14 protein-coding genes and 2 tRNA genes are annotated in these 19,106 nt (G+C 67.9%); 9 read left to right on the top strand and 7 right to left on the bottom strand.

All coding sequences use genetic code 11. The features are described 5' to 3' along the window. Nucleotides 1–49 precede the first annotated feature (49 nt). The 5 genes from AB5L97_RS11345 to bcp form a co-directional block, all read right to left on the bottom strand. Nucleotides 50–3,241: an efflux RND transporter permease subunit gene (locus tag AB5L97_RS11345; RefSeq protein WP_369044754.1), complete on the bottom strand. Its 3,192-nt coding sequence runs from the start codon at nucleotides 3,239–3,241 to the stop codon at nucleotides 50–52. A gap of 104 nt (nucleotides 3,242–3,345) precedes the next feature. Further along, entirely contained in the window at nucleotides 3,346–4,836 is a 1,491-nt protein-coding gene (locus AB5L97_RS11340; RefSeq protein ID WP_369044753.1) for a malate:quinone oxidoreductase, read from the bottom strand. A 114-nt stretch (nucleotides 4,837–4,950) separates the two neighbouring features. Beyond that, entirely contained in the window at nucleotides 4,951–6,615 is a 1,665-nt protein-coding gene (locus AB5L97_RS11335; protein ID WP_307957504.1) for an ABC transporter substrate-binding protein, read from the bottom strand. Nucleotides 6,616–6,735: 120 nt separating this feature from the next. Next, nucleotides 6,736–6,817: transfer RNA gene (locus AB5L97_RS11330), tRNA-Leu, on the bottom strand. Between the two features lie 27 nt (nucleotides 6,818–6,844). Further along, nucleotides 6,845–7,339 carry a thioredoxin-dependent thiol peroxidase gene (gene bcp, locus AB5L97_RS11325; protein ID WP_369044752.1) on the bottom strand — a complete coding sequence of 165 codons (495 nt, stop codon included), beginning with the start codon at nucleotides 7,337–7,339 and terminating at the stop codon, nucleotides 6,845–6,847. A gap of 180 nt (nucleotides 7,340–7,519) precedes the next feature. On the opposite strand from bcp, the gene AB5L97_RS11320 reads away from it, so the two are divergent. Beyond that, nucleotides 7,520–7,592, top strand: a tRNA-Lys gene (locus AB5L97_RS11320). Between the two features lie 46 nt (nucleotides 7,593–7,638). Here the strand turns inward: AB5L97_RS11320 and AB5L97_RS11315 are convergent. After that, nucleotides 7,639–7,803, bottom strand: coding sequence for a hypothetical protein (locus AB5L97_RS11315; protein WP_369044751.1), 165 nt, complete (start codon nucleotides 7,801–7,803; stop codon nucleotides 7,639–7,641). A gap of 77 nt (nucleotides 7,804–7,880) precedes the next feature. After that, complete coding sequence (locus AB5L97_RS11310; protein ID WP_369044750.1) at nucleotides 7,881–8,339, bottom strand: hypothetical protein; 459 nt, start codon at nucleotides 8,337–8,339, stop codon at nucleotides 7,881–7,883. 83 nt (nucleotides 8,340–8,422) lie between these two features. On the opposite strand from AB5L97_RS11310, the gene AB5L97_RS11305 reads away from it, so the two are divergent. The 8 genes from AB5L97_RS11305 (at nucleotide 8,423) to metG (ending at nucleotide 19,009) form a co-directional block, all read left to right on the top strand. Further along, nucleotides 8,423–9,346, top strand: coding sequence for a LysR family transcriptional regulator (locus AB5L97_RS11305; protein ID WP_307957508.1), 924 nt, complete (start codon nucleotides 8,423–8,425; stop codon nucleotides 9,344–9,346). 85 nt (nucleotides 9,347–9,431) lie between these two features. After that, nucleotides 9,432–11,189, top strand: a complete 1,758-nt coding sequence (ilvD, locus tag AB5L97_RS11300; RefSeq protein WP_307957637.1) for a dihydroxy-acid dehydratase — start codon at nucleotides 9,432–9,434, stop codon at nucleotides 11,187–11,189. A gap of 290 nt (nucleotides 11,190–11,479) precedes the next feature. Further along, nucleotides 11,480–13,354: an acetolactate synthase large subunit gene (locus AB5L97_RS11295; protein ID WP_307957509.1), complete on the top strand. Its 1,875-nt coding sequence runs from the start codon at nucleotides 11,480–11,482 to the stop codon at nucleotides 13,352–13,354. A gap of 2 nt (nucleotides 13,355–13,356) precedes the next feature. Beyond that, a complete protein-coding gene (gene ilvN, locus AB5L97_RS11290; RefSeq protein ID WP_307957510.1) occupies nucleotides 13,357–13,869 on the top strand; it encodes an acetolactate synthase small subunit in 513 nt (170 codons plus the stop codon). A gap of 78 nt (nucleotides 13,870–13,947) precedes the next feature. Next, on the top strand, nucleotides 13,948–14,976 hold the full coding sequence (ilvC, locus tag AB5L97_RS11285) for a ketol-acid reductoisomerase (protein ID WP_307957511.1): 1,029 nt from the start codon (nucleotides 13,948–13,950) through the stop codon (nucleotides 14,974–14,976). Between the two features lie 135 nt (nucleotides 14,977–15,111). After that, nucleotides 15,112–16,704: a phosphoglycerate dehydrogenase gene (gene serA / locus AB5L97_RS11280; RefSeq protein ID WP_307957512.1), complete on the top strand. Its 1,593-nt coding sequence runs from the start codon at nucleotides 15,112–15,114 to the stop codon at nucleotides 16,702–16,704. A 249-nt stretch (nucleotides 16,705–16,953) separates the two neighbouring features. After that, complete coding sequence (locus AB5L97_RS11275; RefSeq protein WP_307957513.1) at nucleotides 16,954–17,367, top strand: hypothetical protein; 414 nt, start codon at nucleotides 16,954–16,956, stop codon at nucleotides 17,365–17,367. An 82-nt stretch (nucleotides 17,368–17,449) separates the two neighbouring features. Beyond that, on the top strand, nucleotides 17,450–19,009 hold the full coding sequence (gene metG, locus AB5L97_RS11270; RefSeq protein WP_369044749.1) for a methionine--tRNA ligase: 1,560 nt from the start codon (nucleotides 17,450–17,452) through the stop codon (nucleotides 19,007–19,009). Nucleotides 19,010–19,106: the final 97 nt, after the last annotated feature.

The raw sequence follows: 19,106 nt of genomic DNA, 5'->3' as shown, positions 1-19,106 counted from the left end.
TCTATCTCAACGGGTGAGGTCCCCTGATCATTCCCGGTTCCGTTATGCCTTATGCCTTGGCGGCCCGCCGTCCGGTGACCTTCGGCACGGCACCCGTCGTCCAATCGCCCTCGTCTGTGTCATCGACGTCGTCGGCCGGGAGTTCTGGGGTGCGCTTCAGGCCGCGCAGGAGCCTGCTCTTCTCGAGCCGGCCCTCCACAAGCCGGTACAGGACGGGCACGAGGACGAGTGTGAGCGTCGTCGAGGACACCAGACCGCCGATGACGACGACGGCGAGCGGCTGCGAGATGAAGCCCCCGCCGCCGGTGAGCCCGAGGGCCATCGGCGTGAGCGCGAAGATCGTCGCGAGCGCGGTCATGAGGATCGGCCGCAGTCGTTGGCGCGCGCCCTGTTCGATCGCCTCGGCGAGCGGCAGCGCGGGCCTGCCGCGGTGCGGCCGCCGGTACTGGTTGATGAGGTCGATGAGGACGATCGCGTTGGTCACGACGATGCCAACGAGCATGAGCAGGCCGATGAGGGATGGCAGCCCCAGCGGAATCCGCGTCGCGAGGAGCAGCACGATCGCGCCTGTCGCCGCGAACGGGACGGAGACGAGCAGCACCAGCGGCTGGAGGAGGCTCTTGAAGGCAGCGACCATGATGACGTAGACGATCGCGATGGCCGCGAGGAGTGCCAGACCGAGCTGCTGGAACGACTGGGTCTGCTGGCTCGCCGCGCCGCCCACGGACGCCGTCGCGCCGCCGTCGAGCGTCAGATCCGCCACACGCTTGGTGACCTCGGCGCTGACCGAGCCGAGATTCGTGTCGCCGGGCGTCACCGATACCGTCGCCGTGCGCTGTCCGGCCGTGCTCGTCACCGTCACCGGGACGTCGACGGCTGTGACGGAAGCGATCTGCCCAAGCGTCAGCCCGCCCGGCGCGCCGGCGATCGGCATGGCTCGGACGGCATCGATGCTTTGGAACTGTGTTCCCTTGCCGATGCGGACCGGGTAGTCCGTCGTGTCGATCCGCACGGTTCCCGCGGGAATCGGGCTCACGGTCGCGGCGAGCGCCGTGCTGATCTGCTGCTCATTGAGGCCAGCGGCAGCGGCCTTCGCGCGGTCCACCTTCACCTGGACCACAGGCTGGCCGGCGGCGAGGTTGCTCGTCACGCCCGTCGCGCCGGGGACATCCTTGAGAGCCGCCGAGACGGCGTCGTTGGCCTTCGCAAGCGCGGCGGAGTCGGGTGCCTTGACCGTCACGTCGACGGTCGAGGCCGTGCCGAAACCGCTCTGCTGGCTCCCCACCGAGACGGTGCCGGCACCGCTGAGGTGCCCGACGGCGTCGCGCACCTGCTGCTGGAGCGCAGCCTGGTCCTTGGACTCGTCCGTGATGACCGTGAAGGTCGCGTTCGAGGCGCCAGAGGAGAGGAAGGCGCTGAAGCCGGTCGTGGAGTTGCCGATCGTGACCTGGACCGTCTGGATCCCGTCGATGCCGCGGAGCGCGTCCTCGACCTTCGCGGCGGCAGTGCTCGTCGCGTCGAGGCTTGTGCCCGGGTCTAGCTTCTGCGTCACGGTGAAGTTGTTCTGGCCCGTGTTGCCGAGGAGGTTGGTCGGAAGGAGCGGCGTGAGGGCGAACGTGCCCACGAGAATGAGCGCGCCCGCCACGAGCGTGATGACGGGGTGCTTCTGGGTCCTGTGGAGGATCGGAAGATAGCCGCGCTGGAGCAGGCTGCGGCGCTCCTTCTCGTGCGCCTGGGCTTCGACTTCTGCGGGGTTCACGGCGCCGGGTGACTTGTGCCCGAGGAACCAGTATGCGAGCACCGGAACGATCGTGAGAGAGACGACGAGTGATGCGAGCAGGGCGATCGTGACCGTGAGCGCGAACGGCCGGAACAGCTCGCCCGCGAGGTTGCCGACGAACGCGATGGGCAGGAAGACCGCGACGGTCGTGAGCGTCGAGGCGGTCACTGCGGCGGCGACTTCTCGCACGGCGCCCAGGATCGCCGTCGTCTTCTCCTCGCCGTAGCTCAGGTGCCGCTTGATGTTCTCGATGACCACGATCGAGTCGTCGACGACGCGGCCGATCGCGATCGTGAGCGCCCCGAGCGTGAGGATGTTCAGCGAGTACTTCGAGGCGTACAGCCCGATGAACGTGATGAGGAGCGAGAGGGGGATGGAGACGGCCGTGACGAGGGTCGAGCGGACGGAGAGGAGGAAGACGAGGATCGTCAGGACGGCGAATCCGAGTCCCAGGAGTCCCTCGGTCGCGAGGTCGCGGATGGACTTCTCGATGAACGGCGCCTGATCGAAGACGGCGGTCATCTTCGCGTTCGAGCCGAGGTCCGAGGCCAGCTGGGGGAGCGCGTCGCGCACGGCGTGCGAGACCGCCACGGTGTCGCCCTCCGGCTTCTTCGTCACGGACAGCGCGAGAGTGGGCTTGCCGTCGGTGCGGGTGATCGACGTCGGGGCGTCGTCCTCGATTGTGACGGCTGAGACGTCGCCGATGGTGGTCGGCTGCTTCGCGCCGGTGAGCGGCAGGCCCTTGACCGCATCCGTCGAGTCGACGGGGCTCCCGGCCTGGAGGGAGAGGGTCTTGCCCTGCTCGGACACCGTGCCGATCGGGACGAGCGAACCGCTGTTCTGCAGGGCCGTGCGGATCGAACCGATGTCGACGCCGCGGCTCGCCATGGCCGCCTGGTCCGGCTGGATCTGGAGGTGCTGCGTCGCGCCCCCGGTCACGTCCACGCTGCGGACTCCGTCGATCTTCGTGAGCTTCGGGACCGCCTGCTGGATCAGCTGGGTGTCGAGCTCGCTGAGCCGCTTGTCCGAGGAGACTGCGATGAAGACGATCGGGAAGTCGCTGATGCTGCCCGCGAGGGTGTTCGGCGAGGCATCGGCGGGCAGCTGGGACTTCACGTTGGAGATCGCCCGGTCGATCTGGTTGCGCGCGCGGTCGAGGTTCGTCCCGTACTGGAACGAGAGGCGGATCGTCGAGACCCCGGTGCGGGACGTCGATGCGCTGCTCTCGAGGCCCTCGACGGCCTGGAGCGACTTCTCCAGCGGCTGGCCGATCTGCTTGTCCACGACGTCCGGCGACGCGCCGGCCATCGCCGTGACGACCGTGAGCTGGGGAAACTCGATGGACGGGATGAGTTCCTGCTTGAGGCTTCCCGCAGTGATGACGCCGAAGACCGAGGCGAACACCATGATGAGCGCGATCAGCGCCCTGTTCGCCATGGACAGTCGGGCGAGCCGGAACATCAGTGGCCCTTTCGCAGGGATCCCGGCCGAGCCGGGAAGAGGTGGACGGGTAGCGAACGGCCCGCGTCCTCCTTGAAGAGGTCACGGGCCGAGGAGGGACCGCCTTAGCGGGCCGGGGCCGCGAGGCCGAGGGACGTCGCGGTGTCGGCGGCGATCTCGGCAGCGAGGTCCGCGTTCTCGTTGAGCTTGAGGCCGTAGCCCGGCATCATCTCGCTGAACTTGGGTTCCCATCCCTTGAAGTTCTTCGGGAAGCAGCGCTGCATGAGCTCCAGCATGATCGGCACGGCCGTGGAAGCGCCCGGCGAGGCTCCGAGGAGGGCACCGATCGACCCGTCGCGGGCCGTGATGACCTCGGTGCCGAACTGGAGCTCACCGCCCTTGGAGGCGCTCTTCTTGATGATCTGCACGCGCTGGCCCGCGGTGATGAGTTCCCAGCCGTCGCCTGCGGCCTCGGGGAAGTACTCACGCAGGGCCTGGACCTTCGCATCGCGGCTCTTGGCGACTTCCTTGATGAGGTAGGCCGTGAGGTCCATGTTGTCCTTGCCGACGGCGAGCATCGGGATGATGTTGCCAAGGCGTATCGAGCCGGGGAGGTCCCAGAGCGAGCCGTTCTTGAGGAAGTTCGTCGAGAAGCCCGCGTACGGGCCGAACAGGAGCGAGCGCTTGCCGTTGACGTAGCGCGTGTCCAGGTGCGGGACCGACATGGGCGGGGCCCCGACGGACGCCTGGCCGTACACCTTCGCGTTGTGCTGGGCGGCAACCGACTCATCGGTGCTGCGCAGGAACTGGCCCGAGACGGGGAAGCCGCCGTAGCCCTTGCTCTCCGCGATCCCGGAGGCCTGAAGGAGGTGCAGCGCACCGCCGCCGGCGCCGACGAACACGAACTTGGCGTGGATTCCGCCACGCTCGCCCGAGGCCTTGTGCTTGGTCGCGACGCTCCAGCCCCCGCGGGAGCGCTCGAGGTTGGTCACGTCGGTGCCGTAGTTGACCTCGACTCCGTTGCCCGCGAGGAACCCTACGAGTTCCCTCGAGAGGCGGCCGAAGTCGACGTCGGTGCCCTCGGCCACGCGGGTTGCGGCGACGCGGCCGGCGCCGCGGCCGCCCATGACGAGCGGTGCCCACTCGGCGATCTGCGCAGGCTCCTCGCTGTACTCCATCGAGGAGAAGAGCGCGTTCGGGTGGAGCGCCTCGTAGCGGGCCTTGAGGAAGTCCGCGTGGGCGTCGCCGATCACGAAGCTCATGTGCGGCACCGTGTGGATGAAGTTCGACGGCGCGCCGATGCTGCCGTCGTTGACGAGGTGCGACCAGAACTGGCGCGAGAGCTGGAAGCCCTCGTTGATCCCCAGCGCCTTCGCGGGGCTCACCGAGCCGTCCTTGGCCTGGGGCGAGTAGTTCAGCTCGCAGTACGCCGCGTGCCCCGTGCCCGCGTTGTTCCAGGGGTCCGAGCTCTCGAGCCCCACATCGTCGAGGCGCTCGAAGAGGACGATGCTCCAGCTGGGCTCTAGCTTCTTGAGGAAGGCGCCGAGGGTGGCGCTCATGATGCCCCCGCCGATCAGAACGACGTCGGCAGATCGGGTGGTGGAAATGAAGGTCACTGAAGTCTCCCTGCACAATTGGACCAGTGGCAGAATATCCCCGCCATGGCCGGATCGCTAAATCCTCCGGTGCCGGTCAGTCAAGCCCCTTGAAGGATATTTTTCCGGCCTTCACTAGGCTGAGACAAGGGTCACATGATTGAAGGTCTCGTTGAGCACGGGCGACGTCGGATAGCTCGCCACCCGCGCCGAGACTGCAACCGCCGAGATCGGGTAGGCGATAGGCACCGCGGGCGCCGTCGAGCCGATCTGGCCGTTGATGTTCTGGTACGCCTGCGTCCGGTCGGTGCCGTCAGGGAGGCCTCGGGCGCGCTCGATCTTGCTGAAGATCTGGGCGTCGAACATCCCGAATTCGCCGTTCTTGGCGCCGAAGAGCGGAGCGAGGAAGTCATCGGGGTCGGCGTACGTGCCGTACCGGCCCAGAAGGTGGAAGGCGTGGTCCCCGGGGGAAGTGACCTTCTGCAGATATCCGTCGGACCAGTCCACCGGCACGGGCTTGATGTTCAGGCCCAGCAGCGTCAGCTGGGAGGCGATCTCCGCGTAGACCTTCTCGGGGCTCGGCAGGTAGAGGCGGGCCACGTTCAGCGGGTAGTAGAAGGGGAGTTCCTCGCCCTTGTAGCCGGCCTCGCTCAGCAGGCGCTTGGCCTTCTGGGGGTCGTAGCCGGGGAAGCCGCCGGAGGTGTTGAAGCCGCTGAGCTTGGGCGGAACGAACTGGGACGCCGTCTTCGTGTCCTCGAGGAAGAACGGCTTGATCACCGCATCCTTGTTGATGCCGATCGCAATCGCCTGGCGCACCTTGTCGTTCTGCAGCAGCGGCACCGACTGGTTCATCCCCACATACATGACGGAGAACGGGTCGCGGCGGACCACTTGGAAGCCCTTGCGGACGAGCGTCTCGATGTTCGCCACGGTCACGGCGTCGTACCCGTCGATCGTGCCCGCGACGAGCGCCTGGAGCCGGCTCTGGGGAGTGTCGTAGACGACGAACGAGAGCTGGGATATCTGTCCCCGCTCCCCCCAGTAGTCCGGTGAAGACTCGACGACCACAGCGTCCTTGGTCCATGCACGGAACCGGAAGGGCCCGGTGCCCACGGGATGCTGGGCGTAGCGCGAGATCGGGACCCCGGACGAGGTCTGGTCCTCCACGTCCGCGGTGCTGGCCGTGAGGGCAGCAGGGGAGGAGATCGCCAAGCCCGGCGCAGTCATGGCCGCCAGGAAGCTCGTGAGCGGCTGCGTCAGGTCGATGCGGACCTCGTGGTCGCCCAGGACGGTGCAGCCCTTGTACAGGGAGAGCGCTGCCTGATCCGCGTGCGCCTTGAACACCGCGGTGAAGGGAAGGCCCGGGTGCGAGGCGCGGAACTGCGGGGTGAACGCGAACCAGCGGTCGAAGTTGGCCTTGACGGCCGCGGCATTGAAGGGCGTTCCGTCGTGGAACTTCACGCCGCTGCGGAGGGTGAACGTCCAGGAGAGGAGGTCCGAGCTCTGGGTCCACGCGGTCGCGAGGGCGGGCGCCGGCGCCCCTGTGTCCGGATCGGTGGTCAGGAGGCACTCGAGGACCTGCCGGGTGATGCGCGATGACTCGATGTCCGGTGTCACCGCCGGGTCAAGGGCGATCGGCGGCGCCGGGGTCGCGAACGTGAACTTGGCGGTGGGGCCCGCTGAGCCACTCGGGGTGGGCGACGGTGCCGGGGAGGGCGACGGCGTGCAGCCGGCGAGCAGCGCTGCTGTCGCTGCAGCCTGGAGCAGTTCCCTGCGCCCGATGGTCCGTGAACGGCTCACGACTTCTTTGCCTTTCGCTTCCGCCGCATGCCCGGCGCCCTCATGACTGGGTGTCGACCTGTTCGGCCGGATCAACCGCTGGCCGGGTCGACCGCAACGGCGGGACTGGGCCGGAGGCAGTGCGCGAGGAGGGACTTGAACCCTCACGTCCTAGGACACAGGAACCTAAATCCTGCGTGTCTGCCAATTCCACCACTCGCGCGGACCCCGCCACGGCGGGGCAACCCGATCAGTCTACCGGCAGGATCTTCAGGTCCCGGTGGAGCTTGGCGACATGCCCCTTCGCGCGGACGTTGTACTGCGCAACGTCGATCCGCCCGTCGGTGCCGATCACGAAGGTCGACCGGATGAGCCCCTGGTAGACGCGCCCGTAGTTGACCTTCTCGCCCCACGTGCCGTAGGCCTCGGCGACCGCGTGGTCCTCGTCCGCGAGCAGGAGGAACCCCAGATGCTGCGCGGCGGCAAATTTCCGCACGTCTGCGGCCGGATCGGGGGAGACACCAACCACCCTCAGTCCGGCCCCGTTCAGGCCCGCAAGGCTGTCGCGGAAGTCGCATGCCTCCTGGGTGCACGCAGGCGTGTCCACCTGGGGGAAGAAGTACAGGATCGTGCGCTCGCCTGCGAGGTCCGCGAGCGACGTCGTGCCTCCCTCGGAATCCGGGAGGGAGAAGGCAGGGGCAGCATCGCCCGCGGTGAGGCGGCGTACAGGTCCAGAAGTGGTCACGACGACGAGCCTAGCGGCCCCCGTAGAGCGACAGGGCAGCCGTCGACGCGGTGGCCGAGCTCACGCCGGAAAGGCTCGGCGCCGATTTCGTTTTTCGAAGGGACTCCTGTAGAGTTTCATGTCGTTGCGGGGCACGGAGATGATCCAAACGGATCGTCAAAATCTTCCTGCAGCGACAATGCGCCTCTAGCTCAACTGGCAGAGCAATTGACTCTTAATCAATGGGTTCCGGGTTCGAGTCCCGGGGGGCGCACGGAAGAAACTGAGGGCTCCGGCTGACGCCGGGGCCCTCAGTGCGTTCAGGCCGAGGCCGGACCGCGAGGCACCGCGGATGCCGAGGTGAGCGTCCGGAGAGATCCACGATGCCGTCCGCGACGCGCCGTCGAGGCATCTTCGCGGACGACCGTCCATACGGCAAGGGCGAGCGCGATGGCGCCCGAGATCCCGATCAGCACCACGTCCATGGCAGCCTCCGTGAAGGTCCCGTCGCTGTGGACGGATGTGCCTATTGAACGACTCGTGCCCAGCCGGAGTCCAGTGCCTAGAGGTCCGCGAGATCGCGCAGGAAGGAGGCGAGATCGGCGGCATCCTCGTCCTGTGAGAGCGTGCTGGCCGAATGGGGGCCCAGGACGCAGGTCGCGCGCAGGGTGAGGGTGATGATGCGGCCCGTGCTCATGGCAATGTCGAAGGCGCTGGGGGCGGCCTCGGCGACGAAGGCGAGATTGGAGAGGTCGATGGCAACCGGCCGGTCGAGCGCCGCGAGCGTCGCGCGGTTGAACGGGGTCAGGATCAGCTCGACAGGCCTGCGACGGTACCCGACGATGATGCCCGCCGGGACAGGTGCGGCCGGGCGCCGGCCCGTCACTGTCCCGCCGCACTCCGAGGCGCATACGAGGTTGTAGTCGCCGTAGTTGGGTATCTGGGTATCGAAGACATGGTGGAGCGCTGCCTTCAACGCAACGTCCGAGCCGGGAACGTCTCCGGCGGCTGTGCTGCTCATTCATGCTCCTTTCACCGTGGACAGTCTACGTATCCCGTCTGGTGGCGGGGCCGGACGGCGGCCCGGCCCAGTAGCCTGTGCGCATGGACTTCCGCAGACTCCTGCTCCTGCGGGAACTGGCCGATCGCCGCACCGTCGGCGCGACGGCCGACGCCCTCGGGATCACGCCGTCGGCCGTCTCGCAGCAGCTCAAGCTCCTCCAGGAGGAACTCGGGATCGTCCTCCTCGAGCGCCAGGGCCGCGGCGTGCGGCTCACCGAGGCAGGGGAGGCGATGGCGGCTGCCGCGGCCGGAGTGGCCGTCGCCATGGCCCGCGCGGAGGCCACGGCCGATGGCTACCGCCGCGGGGAACAGGCGATCGTGACGGCCGCTTTCTTCCCAAGCTCGGCTGAGATGCTGCTTCCCGGCCTGCTGGACCGGGTCGCGGAGCGTGAGGGCCTGCGCCTCGATGCTCGGCTCGAGGATCCGAACGTACAGGGCTTCATCGACCTCGCGGCGGATGTGGATGTCGTGGTGGCCCACTCGGTCAACGGGCCCGCCGAGTTCGCGAGGCCCGGCCTCGTGGTCGAGCTCCTCCTCGAGGAGCCGCTCGACGTTGCGCTCCCCGCGGCCCATCCGCTCGCAGCCAAGGCAGCGCTCGAACCCTCCGATGTGGCCAGCTATCCGTGGATCGGCGTGCCGTCGGGGTTCCCCTTCGACACCGTGCTGCGGCAGGTCGAGCTGCAGGCGGGCCATGTCATCGAGCGGACGCAGCTCATGCCGGACCTCAGGGCCATGGAGGCCCTCGTGCGGGGCGGGCACGGACTGAGCCTCCTCCCGCGTTTCACCGCGCGTGGGGCGCTCGCGAGCGGACTCGTTCTGCGGCCGCTCACGGGAGTCCACGCGGGTCGTAGCATCGTGCTCCTTGCGCGCGCCGAGGTGGCCGCGCGGCCCACGGTGCGCAGCGTCATGGACATGGTCCACGCTGAAGCGCGCCGAGTCCTGCACGACGACCTCCTGCGCGGGTGAAGGGACCCGCTCGCGATTGCACCTCCCGGACCCGTGATCTGCCTCACCCTCCGGTCCTAGACTGTGCGCCATGACCGAGCAGAGCATGGCCCAGACTGTGTCAGCGGATCCTTCAGCGTCGACGGCTCGTTCGGGGTCGGCGGCCCCTTCGACGCCGGTCGACCCCAAGCCGCGGAGCCGCGTGGTGACGGACGGCATCCACGCTGCCCCCGCGCGCGGCATGCTGCGTGCGGTCGGCTTCGGCGACGAGGACTTCGCCAAGCCGCAGGTGGGCATTGCGAGCTCGTGGAACGAGATCACCCCCTGCAACCTCTCCCTCGACCGCCTCGCCAAGGCCGCCAAGGAGGGCGTCCACGCCGCGGGTGGATTCCCGATGCAGTTCGGGACGATCTCCGTCTCCGACGGCATCTCCATGGGCCACGAGGGAATGCACTTCTCGCTGGTCTCGCGCGAGATCATCGCCGACTCGGTCGAGACGGTCATGCAGGCCGAGCGGATCGACGGGCAGGTGCTCCTCGCGGGCTGCGACAAGTCGCTGCCCGGCATGCTCATGGCCGCCGCGCGCCTCGACGTCTCCAGCGTCTTCCTCTATGCAGGCTCGATCATGCCGGGCTGGGTCAAGCTCGAGGACGGCACCGAGAAGGACGTCACGCTCATCGACGCCTTCGAAGCGGTCGGCGCCTGCGCGGCGGGCAGGATGTCCACCGGGGACCTGGACCGGATCGAGCGGGCCATCTGCCCGGGCGAGGGCGCCTGCGGCGGCATGTACACCGCGAACACCATGGCGAGCGCCGCCGAGGCGCTCGGCATGTCCCTGCCGGGCTCGGCCGCCCCGCCGTCCGCAGACCGGAGGCGGGACATGTTTGCCCACCGCTCGGGGGAGGCCGTCGTGAATCTGCTGAAGCAGGGCATCACCGCACGCGACATCCTCACGCGCGAGGCGTTCGAGAATGCGATCGCCGTGACGATGGCGTTCGGAGGATCGACCAACTCGGTGCTGCACCTCCTGGCGATCGCCCGCGAGGCCGAGGTCGAGCTCGAGCTCGCGGACTTCAACAGGGTCGGGGACAGGGTTCCGCATCTGGGAGACCTCAAGCCGTTCGGCCGGTATGTCATGTACGACCTCGACAGGGTGGGCGGGGTTCCCGTCGTCATGCGCGCCCTGCTCGACGCCGGTCTCCTGCACGGCGACGCCCTCACGGTCACCGGCAGGACGGTCGCGGAGAACCTCGCCGAGATCGCACCCCCGGACCTCGACGGCAAGATCGTGCGCGCGATGGACAACCCGATCCACCGCACCGGCGGGCTCTCGATCCTGCACGGCTCGCTCGCTCCGGACGGCGCTGTCGTGAAGACGGCAGGCTTCGACGCCGAGGTGTTCGAGGGCACCGCGCGCGTCTTCGAGCGCGAGCAGGCCGCGCTGGATGCGCTCGACAACGGCCAGATCGCGGCGGGGGACGTCGTCGTCATCCGCTACGAGGGGCCCAAGGGCGGCCCGGGCATGCGCGAGATGCTCGCGATCACGGGCGCGATCAAGGGAGCCGGCCTCGGAAAGGACGTCCTCCTCCTCACCGACGGCCGATTCTCCGGCGGGACGACGGGGCTCTGCATCGGCCACGTGGCCCCGGAAGCGGTCGACGGCGGCCCGGTCGCCTTCGTGCGCGACGGCGACCGCATCCGCGTTGACATCCCGCAGCGGAGGATCGACCTCCTGGTCGACGACGCGGAGCTCGCGTCGCGCCGCGAGGGCTGGGCGCCGCTGCCGGCCAGGTTCACGAGGGGAGTACTGTCGAAATACGCCAAGCTCGTCCACTCGGCGAGTGAGGGCGCCGTCCTCGGGTAACCCCTCTGCGGGTGACCGCGCCCCTGAGTCTCACGTGCTGGATAAGCGTCCGTATATTGAGACGGGCGCGGGCCAGATTGACACGCCAGAGCGAGATTGGCAAGACTGTCCGCATGCAGACCGTTCCGACGAGCAGAGTGCTCGATGTCGTCGTCCTTGCCAAGCGCGTGGCTCACTGAGTCCGTCTGGCACGATCTGTCACGCGCAACCCCTCGAGACGCCAGGCGGCCGAGGGGTTTTTCGTTTCTGAGCACACAACCTTCGCCACGAAGATCCTAAGGAAGAGACTGATGAGCAAAGGAACGCCAATCAGCCCATCGCTGATGGCTTCGAAGCCGTCCTCGGCCAAGGCCGCGGATCCTGTCGACACAGTCGACTCTGCCTCTGCCGTCCTGGGGCCCAACCGTGTTGTTGAGCCCACAGAGATGACTGGATCTGAAGCAATTGTCCGCTCGCTCGAGGAACTGGGCGTGGACGATGTCTTTGGTCTACCGGGCGGCGCGATCCTGCCGACCTACGACCCTCTGATGGCTTCGAAGATCAACCACATTCTCGTGCGCCACGAGCAGGGCGCAGGCCACGCGGCCCAAGGGTACGCGATGGTCACAGGGCGTGTGGGAGTCTGCATTGCGACGTCAGGTCCGGGAGCCACCAATCTGGTGACCGCGATCGCCGACGCGCACATGGACTCCGTCCCCCTCGTTGCAATCACCGGTCAGGTCGCAAGCTCCGTGATCGGCTCGGACGCCTTCCAGGAAGCGGACATCGTGGGCATCACCATGCCCATCACGAAGCACTCCTTCCTGGTGACGAATCCGGCGGACATCCCCCAGGTCCTCGCCGAGGCCTTCCACCTTGCCTCGACAGGCCGCCCAGGACCCGTCCTCGTCGACGTTGCGAAAGACGCCCAGCAGGCCAAGACGGTCTTCAGCTGGCCGCCGAAGATCGACCTGCCGGGCTACCGGCCCGTGACCCGCGGCCACAGCAAGCAGGTCCGCGAGGCAGCCAAGCTCATCGCCGCCGCGTCCAAGCCCGTGCTGTACGTGGGCGGCGGCGTCGTCAAGGCCCATGCCTCGGCGGAGCTGCTTGCGCTTGCAGAGGTGACCGGTGCCCCCGTCGTCACGACCCTGACCGCCCGTGGCGCATTCCCCGATTCGCACCCCCAGCACCTCGGCATGCCGGGCATGCACGGCGGCGTCGCCGCGGTGACGGCCCTTCAGCAGGCCGATCTGCTCATCACCCTCGGCGCGCGGTTCGACGACCGCGTGACCGGCGTCCTGAGCACCTTCGCTCCGAACGCGACCGTGATCCACGCCGACATAGACCCGGCCGAGATCTCGAAGAACCGCACGGCCGACGTGCCGATCGTAGGCTCGGTCAAGGAGATCCTCCCCGAGCTCGCGGAGACCGTGAAGGCCAGCTACGAGAAGGACGGCGCGCCCGACCTCACCGCATGGTGGTCGTTCCTGAACAAGCTGCGCGAGGACTACCCCCTCGGCTGGACGGAGCCGGAGGACGGACTCCTCTCACCGCAGCACGTCATCCAGCGGATCGGTGAGCTCACCGGTCCGGAGGGCGTGTACGTCGCCGGCGTCGGGCAGCACCAGATGTGGGCTGCGCAGTTCATCAAGTACGAGCGGCCGCACGCGTGGCTCAACTCGGCCGGCCTCGGCACGATGGGCTACTCCGTGCCGGCCGCGATGGGCGCCAAGGTGGGCAATCCGGACCGGGTGGTCTGGGCGATCGACGGCGACGGCTGCTTCCAGATGACCAATCAGGAACTCGCGACATGCGCGCTGAACAACATCCCGATCAAGGTCGCGATCATCAACAACTCCTCGCTCGGCATGGTCCGGCAGTGGCAGACGCTCTTCTACGACGGCCGCTACTCCAACACTGACCTCCAGACGGGCGCCGACACGGTCCGCATCCCCGACTTCGTCAAGCTCGGCGAGGCCTACGGCTGCGCGTCCTTCCGCGTCGAGCGCGAGGAGGACATCGACGCCACGATCCAGAAGGCGCTCGAGATCAACGACCGGCCGGTGGTCATCGACTTCGTGGTCAGCCCCAATGCCATGGTCTGGCCCATGGTGCCCTCCGGCGTCAGCAATGACCTTATCCAGGTCGCCCGCAATTCCACTCCCGACTGGGAAGAGGAGGACTGAGCATGTCGCGCCACACCCTGTCCGTGCTGGTCGAGGACAAGCCCGGCGTCCTCACCCGCGTTGCCGGTCTCTTCGCCCGCCGCGCGTTCAACATCCACTCGCTCGCGGTGGGACCCACCGAAGTCCCGGGCGTCTCGCGGGTGACCGTGGTGGTGAACGCCGAGGGCGACCTCCTGGAGCAGGTCACCAAGCAGCTGAACAAGCTCGTCAATGTCATCAAGATTGTCGAGCTCCAGCCGGAGAGTTCGGTCCAGCGGGACCATCTGCTCATCAAGGTCCGTGCGGACGCTGTGACCCGGCTCCAGGTCACCCAGGCCGTGGACCTGTTCCGGGCGTCTATCGTGGACGTGTCGACCGATTCGGTCGTGGTCGAAGCCACCGGCACGACCGAGAAGATCCAGGCCCTGCTGAGTGTCCTCGAGCCGTTCGGCATTCGCGAGATCGTCCAGTCCGGGACGCTCGCGGTCGGCCGCGGCTCCAGGTCGATGAGCGACCGCGCCCTCCGCGCGGGCTAGCCTGCGCCCCTTCGAACTCGGCCGGCGGTGACCGCCGTCGGCACCCCCGCATCTGAAACAGACTCAAGGAGACACCAAGTGACAGCAGAGCTCTACTACGACGACGACGCCGACCTCTCGATCCTCCAGGGCCGCAAGGTCGCTGTGATCGGCTACGGCAGCCAGGGTCATGCCCATGCGCTCAACCTCCGTGACTCGGGCATCGACGTCCGCGTCGGCCTCCAGGAGGGCAGCAAGAGCCGTGCCAAGGCCGAGGAACAGGGCCTCAAGGTCCTCACCCCGCGCCAGGCTGCGGAGGAGGCTGACGTCGTCGTCATCCTCGCGCCGGACCAGGCCCAGCGCCACCTGTACGCCGATGAGATCGCTCCGGCCCTCAAGGCGGGCGACGCCCTGGTGTTCGGCCACGGCTTCAACATCCGCTTCGGCTACATCCAGCCGCCGGCCGGCGTCGACGTGATCCTCGTGGCCCCGAAGGCTCCGGGCCACACGGTGCGCCGGGAGTTTGTCGCAGGCCGCGGCATCCCGGACATCATCGCGGTCGAGCAGGACGCCACGGGCAAGGCCTGGGACCTCGCGAAGGCCTACGCCAAAGGCATCGGCGGCACGCGCGCCGGGGTCATCAAGACCACGTTCACCGAAGAGACCGAGACGGACCTCTTCGGTGAGCAGGCGGTGCTCTGCGGCGGCGTGTCCCACCTCGTCCAGGCTGGCTTCGAGACGCTCACCGAGGCCGGCTACCAGCCGGAGATCGCCTACTTCGAGGTTCTCCACGAGCTCAAGCTCATCGTGGACCTCATGTGGGAGGGCGGCATCGCCAAGCAGCGCTGGAGCATCTCCGACACGGCCGAGTACGGCGACTACGTCTCGGGCCCGCGCGTCATCACCCCGGCCGTCAAGGAGTCCATGAAGGAGATCCTCGCCGACATCCAGTCGGGTGCCTTCGCGAAGCGCTTCATCGACGACCAGGAGAACGGCGCCAAGGAGTTCCTCGCGCTGCGCGAGAAGGAGGCTCAGCACCCGATCGAGGCCACTGGCCGCGAGCTGCGCTCCCACTTCTCCTGGAAGCAGCAGGACGCCGACTACACCGAGGGCTCTGCCGCGCGCTGACCCCCGCCGACCGCGGCGGCGGGCGACCTGAGCGCCTGCCGCCGCGGCTTCTGGGGCGGATCGCCTCACCTACCCGCATTCCTCAGCACCGCTACTCCCGCCGTTACCCCGCCTGAACTGGAGAGGCCCCGCCCAGTGACCACCAAGCCCGTCGTCCTCCTCGCCGAAGAACTCTCTCCCGCCACGATTGCCGCACTCGGCCCGGACTTCGAGATCCGCTACACCGACGGCTCCGACCGCGCCCAGCTCCTGCCCGCGATCGCGGACGTGGATGCGATCCTCGTCCGCTCCGCAACCCAGGTGGACGCCGAGGCCATCGCCGCCGCCAAGAAGCTCAAGGTCATCGCCCGCGCTGGCGTCGGCCTCGACAACGTCGACATCAAGGCCGCTACGCAGGCCGGTGTCATGGTCGTGAACGCCCCGACCTCGAACATCGTCTCCGCCGCCGAGCTGACGTGCGGCCACATCCTGAGCCTCGCCCGCAACATCCCCGCCGCGAACATCTCGCTCAAGGGCGGCAAGTGGAAGCGTGCCAAGTACGCGGGCACCGAGCTTCTCGACAAGAAGCTCGGCGTGATCGGCCTCGGACGCATCGGCGCCCTCGTCGCCGCACGCATGCAGGCGTTCGAGATGGAGGTCCTCGCCTTCGATCCCTACGTGACGGCGGCTCGCGCGGCCCAGCTGAACGTCAAGCTCGTCACCCTCGACGAACTCCTCGCGCAGAGCGACTTCATCACGATCCACATGCCCAAGACGCCAGAGACCGTGGGCATGCTGGGCAAGGACGCGTTCGCCAAGATGAAGAAGACCGCCTATGTGGTCAACGTGGCCCGCGGCGGTCTCATCGACGAGGAGGCCCTCGCCCGGGCGCTCGAGGACGGCGAGATCGCCGGCGCCGGCGTCGACGTATTCTCGAAGGAGCCGAGCACGGACCTCGCGTTCTTCGGCCACGAGAGCGTCGTCGTCACGCCGCACCTCGGTGCGTCCACCGACGAGGCGCAGGAGAAGGCCGGGGTGTCCGTTGCCAAGAGCGTGCGCCTGGCCCTCGCAGGCGAGCTCGTGCCCGACGCTGTGAACGTGGCTGGCGGCGTCATCGCCCCGGACATCCGCCCGGGCATCCCGCTCATCGAGAAGCTCGGCCGCATCTTCACTGCGCTCGCGCAGGACTCGGTCACCCAGATCGACGTCGAGGTGGCAGGCGAGATCGCGAGCCTGGACGTCAAGGCCCTCGAGCTCGCGGCACTCAAGGGCGTCTTCACGGACGTCGTGTCCGACAAGGTCTCCTACGTCAACGCGCCCGTCCTGGCGGAGCAGCGCGGTGTTGCCGTCCGCCTCCTCACCACGACCGAGGCCGAGGACTACCGCAATGTGCTCACCATCCGCGGCCTTCTCCAGGACGGCACGCAGGTCTCGGTGGCCGGTACGCTGACGGGCCCGAAGCAGGTCCAGAAGCTCGTGGGCATCAACGGCTACGACGTCGAGATCCCGATCTCTGAACACCTCGTGGTGATGTTCTACTCGGACCGCCCCGGCGTGATCGGCACGATCGGCCACATTCTGGGCATGAACGAGATCAACATTGCGGGCATGCAGGTGGCCCGGGCCGACGCCACGGGCACCGCGATGGCGCTGCTCACCGTGGACTCCGCGATTCCGCCGACGGTCCTCGAGACCGTCAAGCGCGAGATCGGCGCAACGGTGCTGCGCGAGGTCGACCTCGAGGACTGACCGGCCGCGTCCCAGGCGACGACTCACGACGGCGACCCTCACCGCACGCGGTGGGGTCGCCGTCGTCCGTGGCCCGCAGTCCGTGGGCGCCCAGCAGGGCGGCCGAGATCCGCCGACGGGGGACTTTCGACGCTGGCACGGCGGAACGAGCCCTCCTACTGTCGTCATCAGGGATGTTCCTGATTCAGAGGCAGGCGAACCATGCGCGCGAGTGGACTGACCAGAGCTGCGCGGGGCGGCCTGATCGCAGTGGCTGTCTTCAATGCGCTGTCGGCTGTCGCGGGCGGAGTCGGCATGCTGCTCACGGATGGCCTGGGCATGCCCCGATCGTTCCTGGACAACAGTCCCTTCAACTCGTTCCTCGTGCCGGCGCTCATCCTGCTGATCGTCATCGGTGGCACCCAGACGCTCGCGACGGTACTCCTGATTGGCCGGCGCGCGTCCGCCCTCCTGTGGACCGCCGTTGCCGGGTTCGCCATGCTGATCTGGATCCTCACGGAGACGGTCATGATCCAAGGGTTCAGCTGGCTGCAGGCCCTCTACTTCGCCACGGGCGGCGTGGAGCTCATCCTCGTCCTTGCGCTCCTCGGCATCGTGTCCTGGCTCCCGCGGGCTGCGGACTGGGCGCCGGCGGTCCGGGCCGGGAACGGGCGGCGGCGCTAACGCTCCTCGGCGCCGACGGCTCACGTGGAGGCTGGAGCGGGCACTTTTCGCCACGGTCCACCGCATCCGGTAATTTCGTAGGGTGACGTCCGCATCTGAGAAGGTTCCCTTCTACCTCACCACTGCCATTACGTACCCGAACGGTGCGCCCCACATCGGCCATGCCTACGAGTACATCTCCGCGGATGCGATGGCGCGTTTCAAGCGACTCGACGGATTCGACGTCTTCTTCCTCACCGGAACCGACGAGCATGGGCTCAAGATCGCCCAGACCGCCGAGAAGGAGGGGCTCACGGCAAAGGAGTTCGTCGACCGTCAGGCTGCGGTGTACCGGGACGTGCACGAACTCCTCGGCACGAGCTACGACCGCCTCATCCGAACGACCGATTCGGACCATTACGCCGCGGCCAGCGATCTCTGGAAGCGCATGGAGGGCGCGGGGGACATCTACCTCGACAAGTACGAGGGCTGGTACTCGGTCCGCGATGAGGCGTACTACACCGAGGACGAGACCGTGGTGCGCGACGGCGTGCGGTACTCGAAGGAGACCGACACCGAGCTCACCTGGACCGCTGAGGAGAGCTACTTCTTCCGCCTCTCGGCCTATCAGGACAGGCTTCTGGCGTACTACGAGTCCCACCCCGAGTTCGGCGCACCGCAGTACCGGTTCAACGAGGTCATCTCCTTCGTCAAGCACGGGCTCGAGGACCTCTCGATCTCGCGCACGTCGTTCGACTGGGGCGTTCCCGTGCCGGACGCCCCCGGCCACGTCATGTACGTCTGGGTCGACGCGCTGACCAACTACCTCACCGGCGTGGGCTACCCCGACACGGACTCCGAGCCCTTCCGGAAGTACTGGCCCGCGGACGTGCACATCATCGGCAAGGACATCTCGCGCTTCCACGCGATCTACTGGCCCGCGTTCCTCATGAGCGCGGGGCTCGAGCTGCCCCAACGGGTGATGATCCACGGGTTCCTGCAGAACAACGGCGTCAAGATGTCCAAGTCATTGGGCAACGTCGTGGCGCCAGCGGACATGATCGCCCAGTACGGGCTCGATTCCGTCCGCTACTTCTTCCTGCGCGAAGTGCCTTACGGTGCCGACGGCAGCTACAGCCACGAGGCGATCGTGGGCCGCATGAACGCGGACCTCGCCAACAACCTCGGGAACCTCGCCCAGCGGTCGCTCTCGATGGTGGCCAAGAACCTGGACGGAGTCGTGCCCTCGCCGGGGCAGTTCAGCGACGCGGACCGGGCGATCCTCGATGCCACGGCTGGTCTGCTGGCGGCCGTGCGGGCATCGTTCGACAAGCAGGAGTTCTCGCGCGCACTCGAGGCGATTTGGACCGTGCTCGGCGACACCAACGCCTACTTCGCTGACCAGGCCCCGTGGGTTCTGCGCAAGACGGATCCCGCCCGCATGGCTACCGTGCTGTACGTGACGCTCGATGTGGTCCGCACGGTGGGGCTCCTCGTGCAGCCGGTGGTGCCCGCATCCGCAGCGAAGCTGTTGGACGTGCTCGGCCAGCCTGAGGGCGAATCCCGCCAGTTCGCCGCCATCGCGACCCCCATCGCCCCTGGCACTCAGCTCCCCGCCCCCGTGCCGGTCTTCCCGCGCTACGAGGAGCCCGCAGAGGCCTGACCGCCTCCCGCCCGCCGAGGTCACCCCGTGTGGTGCCGAGGTCACCGGGTGTGGTGCCGAGGTCACCGGGTGTGGTGCCGAGGTCACCGGGTGTGGT

Origin of the sequence: Sinomonas sp. P10A9, from assembly GCF_041022165.1 — a bacterium.
Taxonomy (GTDB): Bacteria; Actinomycetota; Actinomycetes; order Actinomycetales; family Micrococcaceae; genus Sinomonas; species Sinomonas puerhi.
The sequence above is the reverse complement of the archived record's forward strand: the minus strand, read 5'-3'. Positions and strand labels throughout refer to the sequence as shown.

Bases quoted from the DNA above. Each gene is read 5' to 3' on its own strand.
- AB5L97_RS11295 (WP_307957509.1), top strand. From the start codon at position 11,480: ATGAGCAAAGGAACGCCAATCAGCCCATCGCTGATGGCTTCGAAGCCG.
- AB5L97_RS11310 (WP_369044750.1), bottom strand. From the start codon at position 8,339: ATGAGCAGCACAGCCGCCGGAGACGTTCCCGGCTCGGACGTTGCGTTG.
- ilvD (WP_307957637.1), top strand. From the start codon at position 9,432: ATGGCCCAGACTGTGTCAGCGGATCCTTCAGCGTCGACGGCTCGTTCG.
- ilvN (WP_307957510.1), top strand. From the start codon at position 13,357: ATGTCGCGCCACACCCTGTCCGTGCTGGTCGAGGACAAGCCCGGCGTC.
- AB5L97_RS11305 (WP_307957508.1), top strand. From the start codon at position 8,423: ATGGACTTCCGCAGACTCCTGCTCCTGCGGGAACTGGCCGATCGCCGC.
- AB5L97_RS11315 (WP_369044751.1), bottom strand. From the start codon at position 7,803: ATGGACGTGGTGCTGATCGGGATCTCGGGCGCCATCGCGCTCGCCCTT.
- AB5L97_RS11345 (WP_369044754.1), bottom strand. From the start codon at position 3,241: ATGTTCCGGCTCGCCCGACTGTCCATGGCGAACAGGGCGCTGATCGCG.